The organism is Halorubrum sp. CBA1125, from assembly GCF_009742825.1.
In the GTDB taxonomy this organism is placed as follows: domain Archaea; phylum Halobacteriota; class Halobacteria; order Halobacteriales; family Haloferacaceae; genus Halorubrum.
Window position 1 is genome coordinate 1 of sequence record NZ_WPCE01000027.1, and the last position, 21,694, is coordinate 21,694.

A 21,694-nucleotide genomic window follows, 5' to 3' on the forward strand; every position below is an offset into this window, starting at 1 on the left:
CCCCTCGCTGCGGAGGGGCTTGGAGGAGCTCGTCGAGAACGCGGGGAGCTTCTACAACCAGACGATGGCGCTCGGCAACCTCGGCCTCGACCAGTGGGAGCACAAGCTGCCGGACAAGGATCCGGAGGACCTCTCGCTGGCGATGGTCGGGACCCCCTGCGAGATTGAGGGCGTGCGCGCGCTCGAAGACTTCGACTGGGACTACGCGAGCCAGGAGGCGGGCGTGCGCGCGATCGACTACCGGATCGCGCTGATGTGCACGAAGAACTTCAACTACAAGCGCCTGATGGGCGATAAGATCCAAGAGCAGCGCGGCATCGATCCCGAAGACATCGGCAAGATGGACGTCCTCCACGGCAAGATGATGGCCTACGACCACGACGGCGAGTTGATCCTCGAGGAGGACGTGGAGAACTTCCACGACGCCGCCCTCAAGGGCTGTGACGAGTGTGCCGACTTCACCGGCTACTGTGCGGACATCACGGTCGGGTCGGTCGGCTCCAGCGACGAGTACTCGAGCGTCATCGTTCGCACCGAAGAAGGGTTAGACGCCTGGGAACTGACCGCTCCCGACCTGGACTACCACGACCTGGAGGACCGGTCGGCCATCGGCGGCCTGCAATCGTGGGACAAAAAGAAGGCCTTCGAGTCGCTGCGGCGCCCCTTCGACCCCGACGCGCCACGGTTCATCGAGTACGCCGAACACGCCGAGCAGTACGGAACGACGCTCAATCCGCACGAGTCAGACCACTAGCGGCCCGTCTCCGGTGTCGGGGTCAGCGACGGTGGACTCGGTCCGGATCCTCTCGCTGATCGTTTCTCGTTTCGGTGCTTCCTGCGAACCGGAACCACTGACTCCGACGACCACTGACTCGGTCGATCGGCGCCGCCGTGTCCCGATACAGGGTACTAAGTCGCCAGCACAGAAACAACGACTATGGACGTCGCTGAAGCCAGTACGCGGTGTGACGCCGTTCTCGAGGCGGTCGAACGAGCGGTCATCGCCGATCGGTCGTTTCTCGAAACGGTCCTCCTCGGCGTGCTCGCCCGGGGACACGTCCTGCTCGAGGACGTCCCGGGGACGGGGAAGACGTTGACTGCCCGGAGTATGGCTACTGCCCTGGGGTTGTCCTTCTCGCGCATCCAGTTCACTCCCGACCTCCTCCCGTCGGACGTCACCGGGACGCACATCTTCGACGAGCGCGAGCGACGGTTCGAGTTCAACGAGGGGCCGATCTTCGCCAACGTCGTCCTCGCGGACGAGATCAACAGAGCCCCGCCGAAAACCCAGAGTGCACTCCTGGAAGCGATGGAAGAACGACAGGTAACCGCCGAGGGCGAGACGCGCGAACTCCCGGACCCCTTCTTCGTCATCGCGACACAGAACCCGATCGAACAGGAGGGAACCTTCGCGCTCCCCGAGGCACAGATCGATCGGTTCGCCGTGAAAACCAGTATGGGGTACCCCAGCTACGACGGCGAGGCGGAACTCCTGTATCGGCGGGCAGGCCGTGTCGAACGGAGCCCGTCAGTCGAGTCGGCGCTCTCACCCGATCAGGTCAGGGCAGTTCAACGGGTCCCCGAGACGGTGCGCGTCGATGACGATCTCATCCGGTACATCCTCGACATCACTCGGGCGACGCGCGAGGATCCGCGGGTCGCGTCGGGGTCTCGCCGCGCGGCACGCAGCGCCTGTTCGAAACGGCACGCGCGCGGGCGGTCATCGCCGGGCGGGAGTACGTGACCCCGGATCACGTGAAAACGATCGCTCGACCGGTGCTCGCCCATCGGCTCGTGTTGACGGCCGACGCCCGGGTCAACGACGTCCAGAAGACGGCGGTAATCGACGGCGTTCTCGACGAGATACAGGTACCGACGGTCGACAAATCGAGTACTTCGGACGAATCGAGGGCGTCCGACTAATCGAGCGCTTCGATCAGCAACACGGCTGCGAGTACCGAGAAGACGAGGGCCGCGACCGGTTGCTCACCCGTTCCGGTTCGGTAGAGCCCGTAGCCGAGTCCCACCGTGACCACGCCGACGAGACCGCTTGCGGCCACGTGCGTTACTTCGATGCGGATCGTGTCGGCCTCCCGACCGAGCTGTCTCCCGATGCTAATGGCGTTTCCTCCGGCGTCCCACGCCAGTACGGCGAACGTGACGCTGACGAGCACCGGCACCGTGGGGGCGCTCTGTACGCCGGCGGTGACGCCGCCGAGGAACAGGCCGAACGCGCCGACGGTCACCGCGGCGTTCGATCCGCGAACGAGCCCAGAGAGGAGCAGAAGCAATCCCAGCGTGCCGGCGACGAGCGCGCCCCACGAGTAGAAGCCGCTCGCCCCTAGGGCGACCAACGCAGCGCTCGCCGAGATCCAGCTACTGAGACGCGACGGGGATCGATCGATCGGATTCATCGCGACCCCCGCTCGTTGTGTCGGGCGAGCGCCACGTCGACCGATTCGTCCCACGACCAGTCGACGACCGGGATGCCGGCTCTCCGAAGCGCCGTGAGCCGAAGCGTCCGTGCCACCCGCGAGAGGCGGTGCCCGACCGCCCGGTCGACAGTCGGGTCGGGAGCGACGACCGTGACGGGATACCCGTACTCGTCGAGTCGCCGAGCGAACCGGCCGCCGTACTCGTCACAGAGCGGCGTGATGAAGATGATCTGCGTTCCAGGGGAGAGGCGCTTTCTGAGCTGTTTCCGCGAGCGACTCGTCGTCGAACGGGTCGCTGTGGGAACCGGTGTCAACGCGCGGTGGGTCGCGAGGAGGTCTCGGGCCTTGACGCGATGATCGACGCCGGAACCCGGGGCGAGCCAACAGGGTTCCGAGCCCACCGCCGCGATACCGACTCTATCTCCCGAATCGGACAGAGTCGCGAAGAGCCGTCCAGCGGCGTCGACGGCACGGTCCACCGCGTGCGGCGTGTGCCGCGCCGGCGAGACGTACGCCGTCTCTCGGGCGTCGATCACGATGACGACCGTCGCGGCGCGTTCTTCGCGGAACTCGACTGTCGTGAGTTCTCCGGTCCGCGCCCGCCGGTTCCAATCGATCCGGCTCATGGGGTCTCCCGGTCGGTACTCCCGCGTGGCGTGAAATTCGAGTCCGTCGCCGCCGCTGCGAGTCTCGACCCGTCCCACGTACTGCGTGGCGCGTTCCCGGAGCGGGACGGGTTCTCCCAGCGGCCGGAGCGACGGGACGCAGGCCAGCGTGGTCTCCGCCCGGAGGAGCCGTTCCTGTTCTACCGATCCGGTGAGATCGCGTGCCACGAGGGCTGTCGGGCCGAACGTGTGCACGCCTCGACGGGCCGTAACCGTGTACGTGAACGTCGTACTCCGCCCGGGACGGAGCGCCGTGCCGACCCGCGGTGACCCGTTCGCGACGGCGAGCGCTTCGGGAACGCCGTCGACGAGCCTGAGATCGGGGAGCACACGGTCGCTCTCGTTCGTGACGGTGACCGTCACTTCGACGTCGTCGCCCGGTTCCGGCCGATCGGCGCCGAGGGTTCGGCTCACGGACACGCTACCGGGCGGGAGGCTGTCGGGCGAGAGCACAGCCGAGCGGGCGTAGGCGGCAAAGCCGATACCGACGGCGCCAGCAAGCAGTACCGCGGGCTGCTCAACGAGAATACCGACGCCGATTCCGACGAGTGCAACCGCGCTCACGCCTCGCCAGTGTCCCGTCGAGTGGGATACACGAGAGACGATCGCTTCAGTCTCGTCGTCGAATTGGGCCATCTCGTCGCCCGTCGCCGTAGTGTACTGGATCTGAGGAGGGTCAGCACCCGCGTTCGCGCGACCCGAGTCGCGGCGGCGGGGGATGTCGACCGTTCCTTCGGTCGTCCCCGACGCCGCTCCGGCCATCGCAGCGATCGCGTCGACGGTGCGTCGAACGCCTTGATTGAAGGCGGCCTCCCGTCGGACGATGCCTCGAAGCCGCGGACGCAGCGGCGGTGACGGTGCGTTCTCGCCACCGAGGAACGCGGCGGCGTAGCGATCGTCCGTCCACGTTCCGGCCGTTACCGCCTCTTCCGCTTCTGTCGCGGTGTACGCTTCATACTGCGTGAGTACGGACACCGCGGCCGAACGGAGCCCCTCGCGAATCCGGGTCCGGTGATAGTAGGTGCGTCGGCTGCCGAGGAACTGGTTGAGCACCGTCTCGAGTTCGTCGCCGGGAGACGCGGTCCCGACCGGGAGTTCCGGGTCGGGCGTCGCGGCTTCGTCGAGCGATTCGTGGCGACGGGTCTGCACGACGCGAAGCGCTTGCACGAGGGCGAGGACACCGATGCCCGAGACGATGCTCGGACCGAGACTGAACGCCACGAGACCGGGATAGACGATCGTAATCAGGCTGAATCCCAGGGCGGCGATCCCGACGAGCGACGCGAGGCGTCGGTAGTTCACGGGTCGGCCCCCACGTTCACGAGTCGGCCTCCGCGTACCGTTCTTCGATCCGTCGGAAGACCGTGAGCGCTCGTCGTTCGTGCTCGTCGGACGGTCGGTGGTTGCCGTATCGAACGTCCTCGAACAGGCGGGTGAGTTCGGTGACGTCTTCGCGGCCGAGGCCGGCCTCGACGGCGGCGGCGGCGAACTCCCCGGGCGTACTCGTTTCGGGATCCTCGACGGCGAGCAGGTCGGTCATCTCCCGCCAGGTGCGATACACCTCGTTGTCGACGTCCGTCTCCGCTTCCTTCTCCTCCTCGAGCCGATCGGCCGCGCGCCCCGCGGCTCGGCCGACAGCTGCGGCATCCGCGGTCTCGTCGTCGTCGAACTCCGTGGCGGTGTCGTCGCCGTCCTCGGCCGTCGTTTTCCGGAGAGCGACGGCGGCGCCAACGAGTGCGAGGCCTAACACGAGGAGGAAGAGCAGCGACGGCGGAGCGGTCTGGGTCGGGTCCGTTCCGCCGCCGCGACCACCGAATATACTCCCGTTTCCCGGTTCCACCATCGGCGGACGTATGGGAGTGGCTGCCGGATACAGAACCCCGAACAGCACGAATAACACCCCGAACATAACGGCACCCGCCAGCAGGAGTCCGAGAGCGTCCCGCCAGTAGAAGATCACGTACACGACGAACACCAGCGCGACGATAACCGCTAACACGGTGAGTATCTCGGTGGGAACCGAGACCTGTAACGACTCGCCGGGCGTCGCGTTGGCCTGCGGAAGCGGTATCAGGCCACCCTCTTCGCTTTCACCACTCCCGGCGAGGCTGCTCGGAGCGTCGCTCTCGGGAACTATCGTCGAGTCGAGCGTCGCGGCGGCAAATGCGACTGCCAGCACGGCGAGTACGGCGAGTCCCCCAGATCGGGTCGTGTCCTTCATCGGCTCAGTATCGGCTGTGTCCGGACCGGTGTCGACTGTGTCTGGACCGGTGTCGACTGTCCAGGCGGAAGATACCCATCCTGTGGTCCAAGTGGCGGTCTCCACGTCCCGTCACCGATCGACGGTCGCGCGTCGATACGGCGATCTCGTGGTGCGACGACAATCTCACGAGTGGTATGTCCTGTTGGTTCATGAACCTTCTTACGGCGGTCAGTCCGCGTTCGGGTGCTGGTTCGACTCCGGACCCCTGGGCTTCGGGTTCACCCGCGAGCAGATCGGGGGTGTCTCCTCGCACTGGCCGCGCTCTGTGTCCGCTCGGCGAGGTCTTCGATCGGGTCGGGTGATTCGACGGGTTCAGTCACATCAGTCACAGTCGAGTTCACAGTCGTAGGACTTGCTGTATATCCAGTAACCGTTCCCGGTCGGCGGCATGAGCGTCGCGTAGTCCATGGCGAGTTTCGGGTCGTCGCCACGGTCGAGGTGCTCGACGAACTGCCAGTCGCCGTCCGGATCGGTGATGTCGACCCGATACTGCCACACCGTGATGCGCTCGTCGTCCACGTGGATCGCGTAGGACTCCGGGACGGCCACCTGTCTGTCGGGAGACGGCTCGCGTTCGGTCACGTTGTCGTCCATATCTCCTATTCGATGATGAGGAATTAAACGATATTGCGTTCCGACCCCACGGGGACATATCTGCGTTACTTTTATCCCGTGAGTTCGGCCGTCGGCTACCTGCCGACACCGGCGTCCTCGAGGCCAGTCAACTCGGAGACTCGGAACGCGCGTGGGGAAGTACGTTCCGAGCGAGGTCATGGAACCGACGCTCGGCGTCGTGTTCGGGATCGTTGGCGTGGTCGTCGTCGCGAGCGAACTGCTGGCCTGATCCGCCGTCCGTCCGTGCAGTCTCGATCGTGTGCTCTCACGCAGCACCGATCGAGTTCCGTCGCTCCCTCCATCACCGAACTCCTACTCGCCGGGCGCCATCCCGTACGGCTCCTCGCGGAGGTGACTCTCGACGAGGAGGACGTACATCGCCTGACTCCACTGGAGGTTCGAGTTCCAACTGACGGTGCCGTCCCCGTCGACTCGCTCGGGGAGCAGGTTCGCCGAGGTGGTCCACGCCCCCGCGTGGTCCGTCACGTACTCCTCGACGGCGGCGGGATCGACGCCCGTCTGCCACCGGACCACGTCGGCGTACGCCTCACACAGCGGCCAGCCGCCGTCCTCGGCGGTCCCGCTCGGGGTATAGACGTCTCCCGGATACCGCCCTACACACGGCGTATCGCTGGCCCGCCAGGCCGTGTCGTCAGCGAGTTTGACGGTCGAGACGAGTCCCTCGTCGTCGCTACCGAGCACGTTCCACGGCCAGTAGGCCATGAACGCCGCCGCGTCCGGTCGGCCGTCCGGGGCGGGCGTTCCGTGCTCGGGTTCGCCCGCAGTTACGTAGTGATCCCCGTATCTCGTCCCCTCGCGGAAGCAGTACCGCTCGAAGTTGTCCGCCCACACGCTCGCTCGGTCACGACAGGCCGCGGCGAAGGCGTCGTCCCCGACGGCCGCCGCCATCTCCGCCATACAGCGGAGCCCGGCGATCGCGGCGGCGCTTCCCTCGGTCGAGTAGCCCCATACCTCCTCCCACGGATCCTGGTGCTTCCGCGGGAATCCGTAGCCGTTGTCCCACTCCAGGAGGAACTCGGCCGCCCGTTCGCTCATTCGGTAGTGAGCGTCGAGTAGCGCGTCGTCGGTCTCCTGCCAGAGCAGCCAGTGGGCGTAGATGGGCCCGCCGACCTGGTCGAGCTGCAGCGCACGCCAGTGCGGTTCGCCGGTCGTGTAGTAGTTCTGCCACCAGCTTCCCCGTCGGTCGATCCCCCGATCGTCGTGCGTCACGTCGTCGCTGTCGGAGATCTGCACGCGGTCGAGCCAGTCGAGCGCTTGTTCGGCCTCGTCGACCGCGCCGGCGGCGAGGAGCGCTTGAACGATGATCACCTGATCCCGTGGCCAGATGAACTTGTACGTCATATCCGTCGGCTTGAACGCCCCCGCGATCATCGCCTGACAGTGGTCCTCTGCGCATTTCAGGCTCGTCAGCGACCGGTCGTACAGGTCCTCGACGAACTCGTCGCCGGCGCGCACCGTCCGGATCCCGTCGCTCCATTCGGTCCACGCGTCGACGAAGGCGCTCCGTTCGTCGTCGTATCCGGCGTCGAGCGCGTCCAGCGCGTGTTCGATGGCGCGGGCCTCGCTCTCCCGTGCAAAGCCGATCGCGGTGAGCCACGTGACCGATTCGGCGTCCCCGGCAAACAAGCCGAATCCGGCGTCGAGGTCCCCGACACCGGAGGTCGTCGAGTCGATCCACCCATCGTTTTCCTCGTACACGTCGGCCCACGCGCTTCGGTCGGGTCCCGTCGACTCGCCGGCGATACCGATACGGTTGCCGTCGAACCGACGACGACCGTCGTGGGATTGCACGAACGCGAGATGTCGCGTGCCGTCGGTTGCGGTCACTGCGTCGTACTCTTCGGCGTCGACGACGCGTGCCGACTGAACGGCGTTCGGGTCCTCGTGGCTGTGGCCCTTGATGCCGAGGTTGAACACCGTGAACAGCGTGCGTTCGTGCGACGAATCGAAGTCCGCGGTGTTTCGAACGAGGATGGAACACTGGTTCGAACTCGCGACCACGTCTTGTCGGATCGTGGCCTCGGTCCCGTCACCGAATCTGAACTGGTTCTCCAGCTTCAGTTCCGGGACTGTCGACGACGCCCAGTCGAGCGCGCTCGCGACAGCGTCGTTCCGTCCGTCGTGCGTCTCACCGAGCTCGCGGTCCCACACGAGCGTGTGGAGATCGTAGAACAGCTCGACGTCGGACCTGAACGCGGAGGTTTCTTCGATGATCGCGCCGTCGTACCCGACTCTGGGGTTGTCCGCGTATCGGTTCGCGGTGACCAGTACGTGTTGGCTCTGGCCGGCCGGCGTGCTCGTGATGGCGTCCTTGTCGCTGGGGACGGAGAAATCAGCTGGTGGTTCGGTCATCGGAGCGGGTATCTGTTCGTCGGCTAATGAGTCTTCTTCGAGTGTGCAGTGGCATCACACAGCAAGATCCGGTTTCGGTTCCCACAGACCGTCCGGAACGCCTCGCCGTAACTCGGGGAAACAACGGGGTCGGCCCCTCTGTGGTGTTTGATCAGCACCGGACGAACCCCGGATCGCGCCGATACCTCGCTCGCACCGTCGCACCGCCAACGGCGCGCGTCGCGAACCCCGTCGCTTTCGCAGTTTTCAAGCCCGCCCGCCGCGAGGTGTCGACAATGACACGCACGGTCTGGGTGAAAGCCGACGGGAGCGTCGGCGACTGGGAGACGCGCAAGGGACGGATCACGGCCGCCATCGAGGCCGGCGCGGACTGGGTTCTCGTCGACGAGGGCGACGTCGGGCGCGTCCGTGAGCTCGGGGACGTGAAGGTGGCCGCGTTCCGGTCCGAGGCCGACGTGATCGACGACGCCGAGAGCGACGCCGAGGCCGACGCGTACTTCGTCGGCAAGGGCGGGGAGGGGGACGGAACGATCGACCTCCCCGACGACTTCTCCGGCTCCGCGGACCTCTCGACGGTCCGCCGGCGCGACGACCGCGCGCAGGGCGCGTACGTCCGGGTGCTCGGCACCGAGTACGAGCGCTTCGCCGAGGAGGCCGCCGCGGACGCCGAGTACACCATCGTCGTCGGCGAGGACTGGTCGATCATCCCCTTGGAGAACCTGATCGCGCGCGTCGGCGAGGAGACCCACCTCGTCGCGGGCGCGACGACCGCCGCCGAGGCGCGAACCGCCTTCGAGACCTTGGAGATCGGCGCCGACGGCGTCCTCCTCGACGCCGACTCGCCGGACGAGATCCGCGGCGCGGTCGAGGCCCGCGACGCGGCCGACCGCGAGCGGCTCGACCTCCGACACGCCGAGGTGACAGCGGTCGAGCAGACGGGGATGGCCGACCGGGTCTGTATCGACACCGGATCGCTGATGGACGACGACGAGGGGATGCTGATCGGATCGATGTCCCGCGGGCTCTTCTTCGTCCACGCCGAGACCGCGGAGTCACCGTACGTCGAGTCCCGCCCGTTCCGCGTGAACGCCGGCGCCGTTCACGCGTACGTCCGCAACGCGGAGGGCGGCACCAACTACCTCGCCGAGCTGTCGAGCGGCGACGAGGTGCAGATCGTCGACACCGACGGCCACACCCGCGAGGCGATCGTCGGCCGCGTGAAGATCGAGAAGCGGCCGATGTTCCGGGTCCAGGCGGAAGTCGAGACCGAGGAGGGGACCGACCGCGTCGAGACGCTCATCCAGAACGCCGAGACCGTGAAGGTGGCGACGAGCGAGGGACGGAAGGCCGTCACCGACCTCGACGTCGGCGACGAGGCGCTCGTCTACTACGAGGACGTCGCGCGTCACTTCGGCGAGGCCGTCGAGGAGAGCATCATCGAGAAGTGACGGCCTCCCTCGCGGAGTCGGCGAGGCTCTCTTCGCGTCGAGTGGACAACGCCTATTACGTTCCTCGGGGAATTCGCCCCCGTGACCGGCTCGATTCAGGTGCTCCACGTCGACGACGATCGGGCGTTCGCCGACCTCGTGTCCGAGTTTCTGGAGCGGAAGAGCGAGCGGATCGACGTGCGAACCGAAACGAGCCCGACGGACGCGCTCGAGGCGACACGGAGAGGCGAGGTCGACTGCGTCGTCAGCGACCACGACATGCCGGAGATGGACGGGATCGAGCTCCTCGAGGCGGTCCGCGAGGAACGACCCGAGCTCCCGTTCATCCTGTTCACGGGCAAGGGGTCTGAGACGATCGCGAGCGAGGCGGTTTCGGCGGGCGTGACGGACTACCTCCAGAAGGAGCCCGGGACCGACCAGTACACCCTCCTCGCGAACCGGATCGAGAACGTCGTCGAACGGTATCGGTCACAGCGGGCGGTGACGCGCCAGAAACGACGCCTCGAGACGCTCGTCAGCAACCTTCCGGGGGTCGTGTATCGGTGCGAGAACGAACCCGGCTGGCCGATGGAGGAGATAGAAGGGGAGTTCGAACGGCTCACCGGCTACGACCCGGAGCGGTTCGAGGAGGGCGATCTCGTGTGGGGCGAGGACGTCGTCCATCCGGACGACCGGGAGGAGGTCTGGAATCAGGTGCAAGCGTCGATCGAACGAGACGAACCGTTCGAGTGTACGTACCGGATCCGGCCCGCTGACGACGGAACGAAGTGGGTGTGGGAACGCGGCCGCACGGTTCCGGGCGTCGCGGACAACGTCGAGAGGATCGAGGGGTTCATCACCGATATCACGGAATCGAAGCGCCGCGAACGCCGGTTCGAGGCGATCTTCCACAACACGTACCAGTTCACCGGGCTGACCGCCCCCGACGGAACGATACTCGAAGCGAACGACGCGTCTCTCTCGTTCGCCGGCGTCGACCGCGAGGCGGTGGTCGGCCTCCCGCTGTGGGAGGGACCGTGGTTCCAGTCGGAACCAGATGCGCGGCGGGCGGCCCGCGAGGCGGTCGACACGGCGAACGACGGAGAGCTCTACCGGGAGGAGATCACGATCCAGGGGGAAGACGGCGAGGCGGTCGTCGACTTCTCCGTCCGCCCGGTCACGAACCAGGACGGCGAGGTGACGCTTCTCGTCCCGGAGGGGAGAGACATCTCGGAGCTGAAACGACGCGAGGAGAACCTCCGCCGGACGGAACGGGACTTCGAGGCGATATTCAACGATCCGAACCTCCTCGTCGGGCTCCTCGACACCGACGGGACCACGCTCGACGTGAACGACACGGCGATCGAGTACGTCGACGCCGACCGCGACGACATCGTCGGCCGGCCCTTCCCGGAGACGCCGTGGTGGACCGACGACTCGCGGGAGGCGGTCGAACGGTGGATCTCCGAGGCGGCCGACGGCGAGTACGTCGAGTACGACGCCACGCACCCGGTCGACGGCGACGAAGAATCGCTGATCGTCGAGGGCACGTTCCGGCCGGTCTTCGACGACGAGGGGACGGTAACGCGGATAGTCGCCTCCGCGAAGGACGTGACGGAACGGTACCGGCGAACCCGGGAACTCGAGCGCCGCACGCGCGAGCTGGAACGGCGGAACGAGCGCCTCGACGAGTTCGCGAGCTTCGTTTCACACGACCTTCAGAGCCCGATATCCACGGTTCGCGGGCGACTGGAGTTGGCCCTCGAATCCGGCGACCTGGAACACGTCGAGCGGGCGGTGGAGGCGATCGAACGCGTCGACGACCTGCGGAGCGACCTGGGGGACGCCCTCAGCACGGGCGATATCGTCTCGGACATCGAGCCGGTCGAACTCGGCCCCCTGGTGGACCGCGTCTGGACCGCGACCGACCCTCCCGAGGTCGCCTCGTACACGGTGGAACGCGACACCCGCGTCGACGCGGACGCCGACGCGCTCCAGCGGCTGTTCGAGAACCTCGTCAGGAACTCGGTCGAACACGGGCCCGACGACGTGGAGGTCCGGGTCGGCGGCTTCGAACGAGGCGTGTTCTACGAGGACGACGGCTCCGGGATCGACCCGGACCACCGCGAAGACGTGTTCACGCCCGGATTCTCGACGAAATCCCGCGGGAAGGGAATGGGGATGGCGAGCGTCCGCCAGATCGTGTCGGCTCACGGCTGGGAGATCGATATCACCGACGGAGTCGAACTCGACGGCGTCCGGTTCGAGATCGTCACCGGATGAGTCGGTCGCACGTCACCGGCTGCGTCGGGCGCCTCCGGTTCCCCTCGAGACGGCCGATCTCAACGGTTAACTATCGGGAGCCACTCCGTTCGTAACACGATGGGATCGCCGCTCCCTCCCACCGCTTCCGACGACTTTTACCGGACCCTCGTCGAGAACGCCTCGGAGGGAATGCTGACGATCGACGCCGAAAGCGAGATCGTCTACGCCAACCCGGCGATCGAGGACATCCTGGGATACCCGCCCGACGAGCTGATCGGGAGCTCGAAGATGAAGATCATCCCGGAACGACTCCAGCCCGTCCACGCGTCGGCGCTCGCGTCGTACGTCCGGACGGGCGATCGGAACATCGACTGGGACGGGATCGAACTCCCCGCCCAACACAAGGACGGACACGAGGTGCCGACGCTCATCAGCCTCCGGGAACACGAGTACGACGGCGAGCAGTACTTCACGGGGATCGTGCGCGACATCACCGAGCGGAAGCGCCGGGAAGAACAGCTCCGCGACCAGAAGGACCGCCTCGACGAGTTCGCGGACATCCTCGCTCACGACATCCGCAACCCCCTGTCGGTCGCGCTCGGGTACGCCGACATCGCCCGGGAGAAACACGACATCCCCGAGCTGGAGAGCGTCTCCGATTCGCTCTCCCGGATCGACGCCCTCGTCGACGACGTGTTGGCGCTCTCCAAGGAGGGACGATCGATCGGGGAGACCGAGACCGTCGCGGTCGAGGAGGCCGTCCGCGACTCGTGGCGAAACGTGGACACGGGCCGGGCCACGCTATGGGTCGATCCAGGGGTGGGAACGGTCGAGGCCGACGAGAGCCGCTTCCGGGAGCTCCTCGAGAACCTCTTTCGAAACGCGGTCGATCACGCCGGAAGCGACGTGACGGTCCGCGTCGGTCGAACGCCCGACGGGGACACGCTGTACGTCTCGGACGACGGGCCGGGAATCCCCGAAGATCTCCGCCGAGAGGTGTTCGAGTACGGCTACTCGACGAGCGCGGGCGGAACCGGATACGGGCTCTCGATCGTGGCCCGGATCGCGGAGGCGCACGGGTGGGACGTCTCGGTGACCGAGAGCGACGAGGGCGGCGCGTGCTTCGAGTTCGCGCTCTGATCGGGTGCGGGTCGAGGTCGGGTTGGGTGCGGGTCGAGATTCGGGTATCGACCGCGACCGGTGAGAATCCGACGGGACACTCACGCGGTCCGAACGAACCTCGACCGAGGATTAGAGGTCGTACAGCTCGCCGTACTTCGCCTCGACGTAGTCGAGGAAGGCGTCCGCGGCGAAGTCCTCGCCGGTCGCGCGCTTCACCAGCTCGTTCGTCTCGTACCGAGAGCCGTGCCGGTGGACGTTCTCGGCGAGCCACTCGCGGAGGTCCGCGAACTCGCCGTCGGCGATCTTCGCCTCCAGGTCGGCGACGTCGTCCTCGGCGGCGGAAAAGAGCTGTGCGGCCATCACGGAGCCGAGCGAGTAGGTGGGGAAGTAGCCGAAGTTGCCGTGGGCCCAGTGGATGTCCTGCAGACAGCCCTCGCTGTCGGTGTCGGGGCGGATACCGAGGTACTCCTCGTACTTGTCGTTCCAGACGGCGGGGACGTCCTCGACCGCGAGATCGCCCCGGATCAGGTCGCGCTCGATCTCGAAGCGGACGAGGATGTGGAGGTGGTAGGTGAGTTCGTCGGCCTCGACGCGGATGAGGTTGTCCTCGTACACCTGGTTGACCGCCTCGTAGGCGTCCTCGACGGTCGCGTCCTCGGTCTCCGGGAACCGCTCTGTGAACGTCGGCAGGAACAGCTCCCAGAACGCCCGGCTCCGCCCGACGTGGTTCTCCCAGAGCCGCGACTGCGACTCGTGGACCGAGAGGTCGCGGTCGTCGCCGAGCGGGGTCGCGAAGTGCTCCTGCGGGAGCCCGAGCGCGTACTGCGCGTGGCCGAACTCGTGGATCGTCGAGCCGACCGCGGAGAGCGGGTCCGACTCGTCGAACCGGGTCGTCACCCGGCAGTCGAACTGGTTGCCGGCGGTGAACGGGTGCGAGGAGACGTCGAGCCGACCGCGGTCGAAGTCGTAGCCGACGAGTTCGAGCGCGTCGCGAACGAGCGCCTCCTGGTCCGCCTCGGGGAACGTCCCCTCGAAGGTGTCCTTCGCGAGGTCGACGTCCGACGCGCGGATCGCGTCGATCATCGGCACGAGCGCCTCGCGAAGCTCGTCGAGTATCGCCTCCGTACGCTCCATGGAGAGACACGGCTCGTACTCCTCGAAGAGCACCGCGTAGGGGTCCCGGTCGGGGTCGACGTGCTCCGCGTACTCCCGTTTCAGCTCGACGTGCTTCTCCAGGTACGGCGCGAACGCCTCGAAGTCTCCCTCGGCTTTCGCCTCCTCCCACGCCTGTAACGCCTCGGAGCTGGTCTCGGATATCTCCTCGACGAGCTCGCGGGGCACGGCGTCCGCGCGCTCGTACTCGCGTCGGATCTCGCGGACGACGGCCGCCTGCTCGTCGGAGAGATCGGCGTCGTCGAGCGCGTCGAGCAGTGCGCCGGTCTCGTCGGCGGTCAGCAGGTCGTGGCGGAGCGACGACAGCGTCGAGAGCTGCTTCGACCGGGCGGGGGTCCCGCCCTCGGGCATCATCACCTGCTGGTCCCAGCCGAGCACGCCGGCGGCGCTGTCCACCGTGTTCCACCGGCGGACGCGGTCGAGGAGGGCGTCGTACGCCTCGGGGGCGTCGGCCGTCTGGTCTGTCGCGGCTTCGTTTGGCATGCCTCGCGGATCGGCGCCGCGGGGTAAAGAAGGGACCGACCGCGGAACCGACCGTCGCCCGCGTCTCCCCTCCGTCAGACGCCCCGTGGCGTTTAAGACCGTTGGCGGGGACGGTGCAGACATGGTAGACATCCTCGCGGAGAACCTCTCCGGGAAAGCGGTGATGACGGCCGACGGCACCGAACTGGGCGACCTCTACAACATCACGATGGACCTCAAATCGGGGGAACTCAACCACCTGTTGGTCAGCCCGCACGAACAGCTCGACCGCGGACGCACGGCGTTCGACGTCGACGACGCCGGACGGATCCAGGTTCCGGTCGCGAACGTACAGGCGGTCAAAGACTACATCGTCGTCGCTCGCTGATGCAAGTCCTCGACACGTCCGCGTTCATCCACGAGTACACCACGGACGACGACGTCGTCTCCGTGCCGGAGGTCCACGAGGAACTGACCGGGGAGGGAGCGCTCCGCTTCGACGCGATGGAGGGGTCGGGGATGACGATCCACGTCCCGGCGCCGGAAGTGATCGACAACGTCCGCCGGGCGGCGAAGGGGTCCGGCGACGCCGCGGAGCTGTCGGACACCGACATCCGACTGATCGCGACCGCGCTGGAGCTGAGCGCCACGCTCGTCACCGACGACTACGCCATGCAGAACGTCGCGGAGCGGCTCGACATCGACGTAGAGCCGATCGCCCGCGACGGGATCACCGAACAGCGCGAGTGGCGCTTCCAGTGTGTCGGCTGCAACCGGACCTTCGAGGAGAACAGAGAGCGGTGTCCGATCTGCGGGAGCGACCTGACCCGGAAGAACCCGGCGTGAGGCGGGCCGCGGCTCGAGATAGTTCGGGACGGTTCGGGACGGTTTGGGACGGTTCAGGACGGTCCGCGGCGTGAGGCGGCGATCCGTGTGTCACGGGCGTCGCCGGTGGCCGATCCGCGTCGGCAGAAGCGGACTCGGTCGACTGAAGCACGTTCGGAGCGGCGAAACGGAGTCGAAACCGAGACCGACGTGTCAGTCGGCGGTCTCCGCGTCGGCGTCGATCGGCTCCGAGTCGACCAGTGGCGCCTCCGCGTCGACCAGCGGCGCCTCCGCGTCGGCCAGCGACCCCTCCGCGTCGAGACCGTCGAGCCGCCACGGCTCCGTCTCGCCGGCCTCCGGGTCGAGCTGTGGTATCCGCTCGCGGAGCCGACCGGCGACGTCGCGGGCCTCGCTCAGTTCCACGGCCGCGAGCGCCCGGATCAGCGCGACGGCGCGCTCGGCGCGTGCGCGCTGCCACGACTCCTCGCGGGCCTGGTACGTCCGGATGGCGCGCAGGAAGTCCACCTCGGAGAACTCCGGCCAGTAGGGCGCACAGAAGTAGACGGCCGCCTCGTTACCGTTGGCGTGCCACGGGAGGAAGTTCGAGGTGCGCTCGTCGCCGCCCGTCCGCACGATGAGGTCGACGTCGCGGACGGGGCGGTCGTAGAGCCGGTCCTCGACGGCCGCGACGTCGACGTCCGCGGGGTCGAGATCCCCGTCGGCCACGTCGTGGGCGATCCCCCGCGCCGCGTCGAGCAGTTCGGTTCGGCCGCCGTACGCGAGCGCGACGTTCAGGGTGAAGCGCTCGTTCTCTGCGGTGCGTCGCTCCGCGTACGCGACCGCGTCGCGAACGCGCTCGGGGAGTCGGTCGACGTCGCCGATCGCCCGCACCCGGACCCCCTGGTCGTGGACCCGATCGGCGTCGGCGAACTCGTGCAGCTTCTCTTCGAGCAGGTCGAAGAGCGGCTCCAGTTCCTCGTCCGGCCGGGAGAAGTTCTCCGTCGAGAAGGCGTACAGCGTCAGCTCCGCGACGCCGAGGTCGGCACACCAGTCGAGCACGCGCTCGGTGGTGTTCGCGCCGGCGCGGTGGCCCTCGGGGGCGTCGGCGCCGCGCTCGCGGGCGTACCGTCGGTTACCGTCCTGGATGACGGCGACGTGGTCGGGGACCGTGTCGATCTCGCGGCGGAGGTGGCGCCGATACGCGCGTTCGGCGAGGCCGCGGAGGCGAGTCCACATGTGTCTTGGTACACACGTCCGACGGGTATGTACCTTTATTCTTCGGCCGGCCGTGGCGGACGCCGATGGACGCCGCCTACGTGTTCGGCGTCGCGTTCCGGCTGGACCCGGACGGCGCCGCGGTCGACCCCGAGCGGTTCGAGACGACGATGGAACTCCCGGCGGCCGACCCGGGCGAAGCGGGCTGGCTGTTCTTCCGCGACCGGCTCTGGCGCGGCGAGGTGGGCGACGAGGCGTCGTTCCGGCGGCTCGCGTCGGAGCGGCTCGGCGTCGAAGTGGTCGCCGCCTCGTTCAGCGAACTCCGCGCCGACGAGGCGTACGTCGACGCGCTGCGGTCGGCGATCGCCGCCGACCTCGCCCGCTTCAACGCCGACTCCGTCGACGAGGCGCTCCACAAGTACCTCGGCTCGTCGATCCACGTCCGCGAGGAGTGAGGGGTGCGCGGTCGGGAGCGACCGCCCGCAACGCACTTGTCGACCGGTCCCGTAGCCGGAGGTCCGATGGGGCTCGCCGACTACGACTTCCACCTGTTCGATCTCGACGGGACGCTCGTCGACGCGGAGTGGTCGTACACCCGCGGCGTCTTCGACCGCGTCGGCGACAGGCTCGGGCGTCGGTTCTCCGACCGGGAGGCGTACGTCCTCTGGCACGGTATCGGCGGGGCCCGCGGCGAGACGCTTCGCGAGATCGGCGTCGACCCCGACGCGTTCTGGCCGGCGTTCCACGCGAGGAGGACCCGATCGCCCGCGCCGAGGCGACGTTCCTCCACGACGACGCCGCGCGGCTGCTCGCCCGCGTCGACGAGGCGGGCGGGCCGACGGGGCTCGTCACGCACTGCCAGCGGTTTCTGGCCGACCCCGTGCTCGACCGGCTCGACCTCCGCGACCGCTTCGACGCCGTCGTGTGCTGTACCGACGAGACGGGATGGAAGCCAGACCCGGACCCGATCGAGCTGGCGATGGCCGAGATCGGCGTCGATCCCCGCGCGGACCGCGGGTACTACGCCGGTGACGGCGCGAGCGACGTCGGCGCGGCGTGGAACGCCGGGCTCGACGCGGTCCACGTCGAGCGCGTGGGCCACGCGGACCGCGGGCGGTGCGTGCTCGGCGACCGCCGCGTCAACCGGCTCGACGAGCTGGTTTGACGCGTCGTGAACGCCCTGCGGCACCCTGCCGTCTGTCCCCACCTGCGGGCCGCAGATCCGCGACAGCGTTTTGAAAGGCTTAACTGACGGCCGGGCCGAACGGACGGTAACCGACTTTCTCGGGGCGATCATCCATGAGCGAACACACAAACGCGGACACCCTTCGGACGCCGATCGTCGCCGTGCTGGGCCACGTCGACCACGGCAAGACGAGCCTGCTCGATACGATACGCGGCTCCGCCGTCAGCGAGTCCGAGGCCGGCGCCATCACCCAGCACATCGGGGCGACCGACATCCCCCTCGAGACGATCTCGCGCATGGCCGGCGAGCTCGTCGACCCCGACGACTTCGACCTCCCCGGACTGCTGTTCATCGACACGCCCGGTCACCACTCCTTCTCGACGCTGCGGGCCCGCGGCGGCGCGCTCGCCGACATCGCGGTGCTCGTCGTCGACGTCAACGACGGCTTCCAACCGCAGACCGAGGAGGCGATCGACATCCTCCGCCGGACGGGCACGCCCTTCGTGGTCGCCGCCAACAAGGCCGACACGACGCCCGGCTGGAACCCCCAGGAGGGCGAACCGATCCAGCGGAGTCTGGAGGCGCAGTCCGAGCGCGCCGAGTCGATGCTCAACGAGAACCTCTACGAGATCATCGGCCAGCTCTCCGACGCCGGCTTCTCCGCCGACCTGTACTGGCGCGTGCAGGACTTCCAGAAGAACATCGGGGTCGTCCCGCTGTCGGCGCTCACCGGCGAGGGCGTCCCGGACCTCCTCACCGTCCTGATGGGCCTCTCTCAGCGGTTCATGAAAGAGGAGATGGCGATCGACGTGCAGGGGCCCGGCGAGGGGACGGTCCTGGAGGTGAAAGACGAGCGGGGCTTCGGCGCCACTATCGACACGGTCGTGTACGACGGGGTGATCCGCAACGGCGACACGATCGTCGTGGGCGGGCAGAACGAGCCGATCGTCACCGAGATCCGGGCGCTGCTCCGGCCGCGCCCCCTCGAAGAGATCCGCACGGAGAAACAGTTCGAGAAGGTCACGGAGGTCGGCGCCGCGGCCGGGGTGAAGATCGCCGCGCCCGACCTGGATCAGGCGATGGCGGGCGCGCCGGTCCGGGTCGTCCGCGACCGCCCGGTCGAGGAGGTTATCGAGGAGGTGAAAGCCGAACTCGCCGAGATCGAGGTCGACACCGCCGAGGACGGGGTCGTCGTCAAGGCGGACACGCTCGGCTCGTTGGAGGCGATGGCGAACGCCCTCCGAGAGGCGGAGGTGCCCATCCTGCGCGCGGAGGTCGGCGACGTCGCCCCCCGCGACATCGCCGTGGCCGAGACGGCGAACCAGGACGAACACAAGGCGATCTTGGGGTTCAACGTCGATCTCCTCCAGAACGCGGAACCGGAGCTAGAGAACGCGGACGTGAAGCTGTTCGAGAACGACGTCATCTACCAGCTGGTCGACGACTACGAGACGTACGTCGAGGAGCGCCAGCGCGCCCAGCAGGAGACGGTCCTCGACAAGGTCGTCCGGCCCGCCCGGTTCCGGATTCTCCCTGACCACACCTTCCGGCAGAACGACCCCGCGGTCGTCGGCGTCGAGGTCATCTCCGGGACCGTCCAGAACAACCGCAACGTCGGGTACTTCGACGGGAACGAGTTCGAGCGCGTCGGCAGCCTCTCCGGCATCCAGAAGCAGGGCGACGACGTCGACGAGGCCCGCGCCGGCGAGCGCGTGAGCATCGCCATCGACGGCCCGACCGTCGGCCGCGACATCGAGGAGGGCGACACGCTCTGGACGGAGCTGCCCGAGAAGCACGCGAAGATCTTAGAACAGGAGCTGAAAGAGGAGATCACCGCCGACGAGCGCGAGGCGCTCTCGGCGTACCTCGACACCAAGCGCAAGCGGGACCCGTTCTGGGGGAAGTGACGAGCGCGCGGTCGCCCCCGGACGCCGCGTGACGGTTCACCTCGACCCGACGCCGGTCGATCGGACCCACTCCCGAGCGCGTCTCACCCGTACAGCACGATGATCACGGCGACGAACAGCAGTTCGCCGCCGACGAGCGCGGCCGCGGCCAGCCAGTAGCGATACGCCCACACCCAGTCGCTCGCCCGCCGCCACGCGGTTCGGACGGGGGAGCGGTCGGCGGTGCCGTCGGCGTCGCTGGCGGCGGCCGGCGCGTACGACTCGGCGAGCCGCCACCCCGATTCGGGGTCGTACGTCGCCGGGACGCGGGTCCCGACCAGCCCGTCGACGTCGAGCGGCGAGACGCCCGCGGCGTCGAGGAAGTCGACGAAGGCCGTCGACTCGGAGAGCGAGCCGTCCCGCGGCGCGTCGAACCGCTCGACGTGCGTCGCTCCACCGTGGGGCGGCCGGAACTCGACGACGACCTCGTCCTCGACGGACCGGACCGCGGTCACGACGAGCTCCGCGGACGCGTCGTTGAGGTACGCCTCCCGCAGCCGTCGCTTCACGTCGGGGTCGACGTCGTCGGACGGATCGATATCGTCGGATGCATTGATGTCGCTAGACGAATCGACATCGCCGGACGAATCGACGTCGCCGGCGGTGTCGTATTCACTGGCGGGATCGACCGTGCGCCCGTCCTCGGGGGATCGTCCGGGCATTCGGGTCGTCGTTGGCGGCGCGGGCTTTTAAGCGTCCGCCCGGGCTCGCACTGCGGGTCGCGACGGTCAGTGCAGACTGGATATCAACATCTCTCTTCGTGATACGAGGACGGACGATCAGCGAACGAGTCTGGAAACGAACAGACGACGGATCGTGTCGGGTCGTTGGCGGCGGAGTTCGACCAATTGCTTTTATGGATTCGGCACGGAGCGTCGGGTATGGAAGCGCGTTCGCTCTCCGTCCCGTCCGAGCAGTACGAGCGGCTCGCGGCGCTCGCGGCCGCCCGCGGCGTGACCCCGGAGGCGCAGCTCGCTCGCCTCATCGACGACGCCTACGAGGGGTTCGACGCCGACGCGGCCGCGACCGACGACCTCCCGCTCGGCGTCTGCGACGCCGACGACGAGGCGTGAGCGGCCGCGTCGGCGCGGCGCCTGAGCCACCCGAACCACTCGCATCGCCGCGTGCCACCTCAGGCCGGGTCGGCTTTCGTCACCTCGACCTCGACCGTCTCGGGGTCGACCCCGATCCGGGCGAACTGGGTCCGGACGTGCTCCCGGGCCGCCTCGACCGCCTGCTCGCGCGTGTCGAACCCGCGCGGCATCGGCTCCTCGAAGGCGACGCGGATCTCCTCGCCGTCGACGCGAAGGGCTGAGCCGCCGCTCTCGACCTGGTAGAAGGAGTCGCACACCCAGACGTAGGGGGCGTCCTCGTCGGGGGCCCCGTCGTAGGTCGGCGGCTCTTCGCCCCGCTCGAACACCGACCCGGTCAGCTCCGTCCCGCCGCCGCGGCCGCGAACGAGTATCATGTCCGACGTAGGCGGCCGAGCGTGAAAAGGAGTGCGCAGCGAGCCCGTCACGACGAGATCGGGAACGACCGCGCCTGCGGGCCCCGACAGGGGGAAACGCTTTCGGGTCCCGGAACGGTCCTTCCGGCATGACCCTGGAGGACTTCACCGACTTCGCCGGCGGGGAGGACGATGGAGACGCGACGGACGAGGCCGCCCGCGACGGCGACGAGGTCGGGGCTGCCGCCAGCGCGACCGAGGGCGACGCCGACGCG

Annotated in this window: 19 protein-coding genes and 1 pseudogene; 11 read left to right on the top strand and 9 right to left on the bottom strand. The window is 68.0% G+C overall.

The features are described 5' to 3' along the window. A partial coding sequence (locus tag GJ633_RS04710) for a Coenzyme F420 hydrogenase/dehydrogenase, beta subunit C-terminal domain (RefSeq protein WP_197431235.1) occupies positions 1-754 on the top strand: 754 nt, incomplete at its 5' end. A gap of 183 nt (positions 755-937) precedes the next feature. Next, positions 938-1,923 (top strand): annotated as a pseudogene (locus GJ633_RS04715) (AAA family ATPase). On the opposite strand, the gene GJ633_RS04720 reads toward GJ633_RS04715, so the two are convergent. The 5 genes from GJ633_RS04720 to GJ633_RS04745 all read right to left on the bottom strand — a co-directional run bounded on the left by GJ633_RS04720 (position 1,920) and on the right by GJ633_RS04745 (position 8,351). Beyond that, the gene (locus GJ633_RS04720; protein ID WP_156587602.1) at positions 1,920-2,354 is read right to left on the bottom strand and encodes a hypothetical protein; all 435 of its coding nucleotides are present in this window, start codon (positions 2,352-2,354) and stop codon (positions 1,920-1,922) included. The pseudogene GJ633_RS04715 and the gene GJ633_RS04720 sit on opposite strands and share 4 nt — an antisense overlap. 56 nt (positions 2,355-2,410) lie before the next feature. Next, positions 2,411-4,402 carry a DUF58 domain-containing protein gene (locus tag GJ633_RS18090; protein WP_321168910.1) on the bottom strand — a complete coding sequence of 664 codons (1,992 nt, stop codon included), beginning with the start codon at positions 4,400-4,402 and terminating at the stop codon, positions 2,411-2,413. A gap of 16 nt (positions 4,403-4,418) precedes the next feature. After that, entirely contained in the window at positions 4,419-5,321 is a 903-nt protein-coding gene (locus tag GJ633_RS04730; RefSeq protein ID WP_156587603.1) for a DUF4129 domain-containing protein, read from the bottom strand. A gap of 363 nt (positions 5,322-5,684) precedes the next feature. Continuing rightward, complete coding sequence (locus GJ633_RS04735; RefSeq protein WP_156587604.1) at positions 5,685-5,957, bottom strand: hypothetical protein; 273 nt, start codon at positions 5,955-5,957, stop codon at positions 5,685-5,687. Between the two features lie 333 nt (positions 5,958-6,290). Further along, the gene (locus GJ633_RS04745) at positions 6,291-8,351 is read right to left on the bottom strand and encodes a glycoside hydrolase family 15 protein (protein ID WP_156587606.1); all 2,061 of its coding nucleotides are present in this window, start codon (positions 8,349-8,351) and stop codon (positions 6,291-6,293) included. A 275-nt stretch (positions 8,352-8,626) separates the two neighbouring features. Here GJ633_RS04745 and GJ633_RS04750 point away from each other — a divergent pair, with 275 nt between their 5' ends. The 3 genes from GJ633_RS04750 (at position 8,627) to GJ633_RS04760 (ending at position 13,183) form a co-directional block, all read left to right on the top strand. Then, entirely contained in the window at positions 8,627-9,799 is a 1,173-nt protein-coding gene (locus tag GJ633_RS04750) for a 3-dehydroquinate synthase II (RefSeq protein WP_156587608.1), read from the top strand. 81 nt (positions 9,800-9,880) lie between these two features. Beyond that, on the top strand, positions 9,881-12,061 hold the full coding sequence (locus GJ633_RS04755) for a PAS domain S-box protein (RefSeq protein WP_156587610.1): 2,181 nt from the start codon (positions 9,881-9,883) through the stop codon (positions 12,059-12,061). A gap of 99 nt (positions 12,062-12,160) precedes the next feature. Next, positions 12,161-13,183 (top strand): nitrogen regulation protein NR(II), encoded by a 1,023-nt coding sequence (locus GJ633_RS04760; RefSeq protein ID WP_156587612.1) that lies wholly within the window; start codon positions 12,161-12,163, stop codon positions 13,181-13,183. 111 nt (positions 13,184-13,294) lie between these two features. Here GJ633_RS04760 and GJ633_RS04765 read toward each other — a convergent pair whose 3' ends face one another. Continuing rightward, entirely contained in the window at positions 13,295-14,821 is a 1,527-nt protein-coding gene (locus tag GJ633_RS04765; RefSeq protein WP_156587614.1) for a carboxypeptidase M32, read from the bottom strand. Between the two features lie 121 nt (positions 14,822-14,942). On the opposite strand from GJ633_RS04765, the gene GJ633_RS04770 reads away from it, so the two are divergent. Both GJ633_RS04770 and GJ633_RS04775 read left to right on the top strand, forming a co-directional pair. Next, positions 14,943-15,188, top strand: coding sequence for a PRC-barrel domain-containing protein (locus GJ633_RS04770; protein ID WP_156587616.1), 246 nt, complete (start codon positions 14,943-14,945; stop codon positions 15,186-15,188). Next, a complete protein-coding gene (locus GJ633_RS04775) occupies positions 15,188-15,646 on the top strand; it encodes an NOB1 family endonuclease (RefSeq protein WP_156587618.1) in 459 nt (152 codons plus the stop codon). The genes GJ633_RS04770 and GJ633_RS04775 overlap by 1 nt, the downstream gene beginning before the upstream one ends. 192 nt (positions 15,647-15,838) lie before the next feature. Here GJ633_RS04775 and uppS read toward each other — a convergent pair whose 3' ends face one another. After that, positions 15,839-16,861, bottom strand: a complete 1,023-nt coding sequence (gene uppS / locus GJ633_RS04780; RefSeq protein WP_156587620.1) for a polyprenyl diphosphate synthase — start codon at positions 16,859-16,861, stop codon at positions 15,839-15,841. A 65-nt stretch (positions 16,862-16,926) separates the two neighbouring features. Between uppS and lwrS the strand changes: the two genes are divergently transcribed. The 3 genes from lwrS (at position 16,927) to infB (ending at position 19,933) form a co-directional block, all read left to right on the top strand. Next, the gene (gene lwrS / locus GJ633_RS04785; RefSeq protein WP_156587622.1) at positions 16,927-17,295 is read left to right on the top strand and encodes an LWR-salt protein; all 369 of its coding nucleotides are present in this window, start codon (positions 16,927-16,929) and stop codon (positions 17,293-17,295) included. Between the two features lie 128 nt (positions 17,296-17,423). Beyond that, entirely contained in the window at positions 17,424-18,005 is a 582-nt protein-coding gene (locus GJ633_RS04790; protein WP_321168911.1) for an HAD hydrolase-like protein, read from the top strand. A 134-nt stretch (positions 18,006-18,139) separates the two neighbouring features. Beyond that, on the top strand, positions 18,140-19,933 hold the full coding sequence (gene infB / locus GJ633_RS04795) for a translation initiation factor IF-2 (RefSeq protein ID WP_156587624.1): 1,794 nt from the start codon (positions 18,140-18,142) through the stop codon (positions 19,931-19,933). A gap of 83 nt (positions 19,934-20,016) precedes the next feature. Here infB and GJ633_RS04800 read toward each other — a convergent pair whose 3' ends face one another. Continuing rightward, a complete protein-coding gene (locus GJ633_RS04800) occupies positions 20,017-20,634 on the bottom strand; it encodes a hypothetical protein (RefSeq protein WP_156587626.1) in 618 nt (205 codons plus the stop codon). A gap of 219 nt (positions 20,635-20,853) precedes the next feature. Between GJ633_RS04800 and GJ633_RS04805 the strand changes: the two genes are divergently transcribed. Continuing rightward, a complete protein-coding gene (locus tag GJ633_RS04805; RefSeq protein ID WP_156587628.1) occupies positions 20,854-21,045 on the top strand; it encodes a hypothetical protein in 192 nt (63 codons plus the stop codon). A gap of 59 nt (positions 21,046-21,104) precedes the next feature. On the opposite strand, the gene GJ633_RS04810 is transcribed toward GJ633_RS04805, so the two are convergent. After that, positions 21,105-21,440, bottom strand: a complete 336-nt coding sequence (locus GJ633_RS04810) for a hypothetical protein (RefSeq protein ID WP_156587630.1) — start codon at positions 21,438-21,440, stop codon at positions 21,105-21,107. Between the last annotated feature and the right edge of the window lie 254 nt (positions 21,441-21,694).

Coding starts and splice junctions, on each gene's coding strand:
- GJ633_RS04730 (WP_156587603.1), bottom strand. CDS start 5,321: ATGAAGGACACGACCCGATCTGGGGGACTCGCCGTACTCGCCGTGCTG.
- GJ633_RS04735 (WP_156587604.1), bottom strand. CDS start 5,957: ATGGACGACAACGTGACCGAACGCGAGCCGTCTCCCGACAGACAGGTG.
- GJ633_RS04745 (WP_156587606.1), bottom strand. CDS start 8,351: ATGACCGAACCACCAGCTGATTTCTCCGTCCCCAGCGACAAGGACGCC.
- GJ633_RS04750 (WP_156587608.1), top strand. CDS start 8,627: ATGACACGCACGGTCTGGGTGAAAGCCGACGGGAGCGTCGGCGACTGG.
- GJ633_RS04760 (WP_156587612.1), top strand. CDS start 12,161: ATGGGATCGCCGCTCCCTCCCACCGCTTCCGACGACTTTTACCGGACC.
- GJ633_RS04765 (WP_156587614.1), bottom strand. CDS start 14,821: ATGCCAAACGAAGCCGCGACAGACCAGACGGCCGACGCCCCCGAGGCG.
- GJ633_RS04770 (WP_156587616.1), top strand. CDS start 14,943: ATGGTAGACATCCTCGCGGAGAACCTCTCCGGGAAAGCGGTGATGACG.
- GJ633_RS04775 (WP_156587618.1), top strand. CDS start 15,188: ATGCAAGTCCTCGACACGTCCGCGTTCATCCACGAGTACACCACGGAC.
- uppS (WP_156587620.1), bottom strand. CDS start 16,861: ATGTGGACTCGCCTCCGCGGCCTCGCCGAACGCGCGTATCGGCGCCAC.
- lwrS (WP_156587622.1), top strand. CDS start 16,927: ATGGACGCCGCCTACGTGTTCGGCGTCGCGTTCCGGCTGGACCCGGAC.
- infB (WP_156587624.1), top strand. CDS start 18,140: ATGAGCGAACACACAAACGCGGACACCCTTCGGACGCCGATCGTCGCC.
- GJ633_RS04800 (WP_156587626.1), bottom strand. CDS start 20,634: ATGCCCGGACGATCCCCCGAGGACGGGCGCACGGTCGATCCCGCCAGT.
- GJ633_RS04805 (WP_156587628.1), top strand. CDS start 20,854: ATGGAAGCGCGTTCGCTCTCCGTCCCGTCCGAGCAGTACGAGCGGCTC.
- GJ633_RS04810 (WP_156587630.1), bottom strand. CDS start 21,440: ATGATACTCGTTCGCGGCCGCGGCGGCGGGACGGAGCTGACCGGGTCG.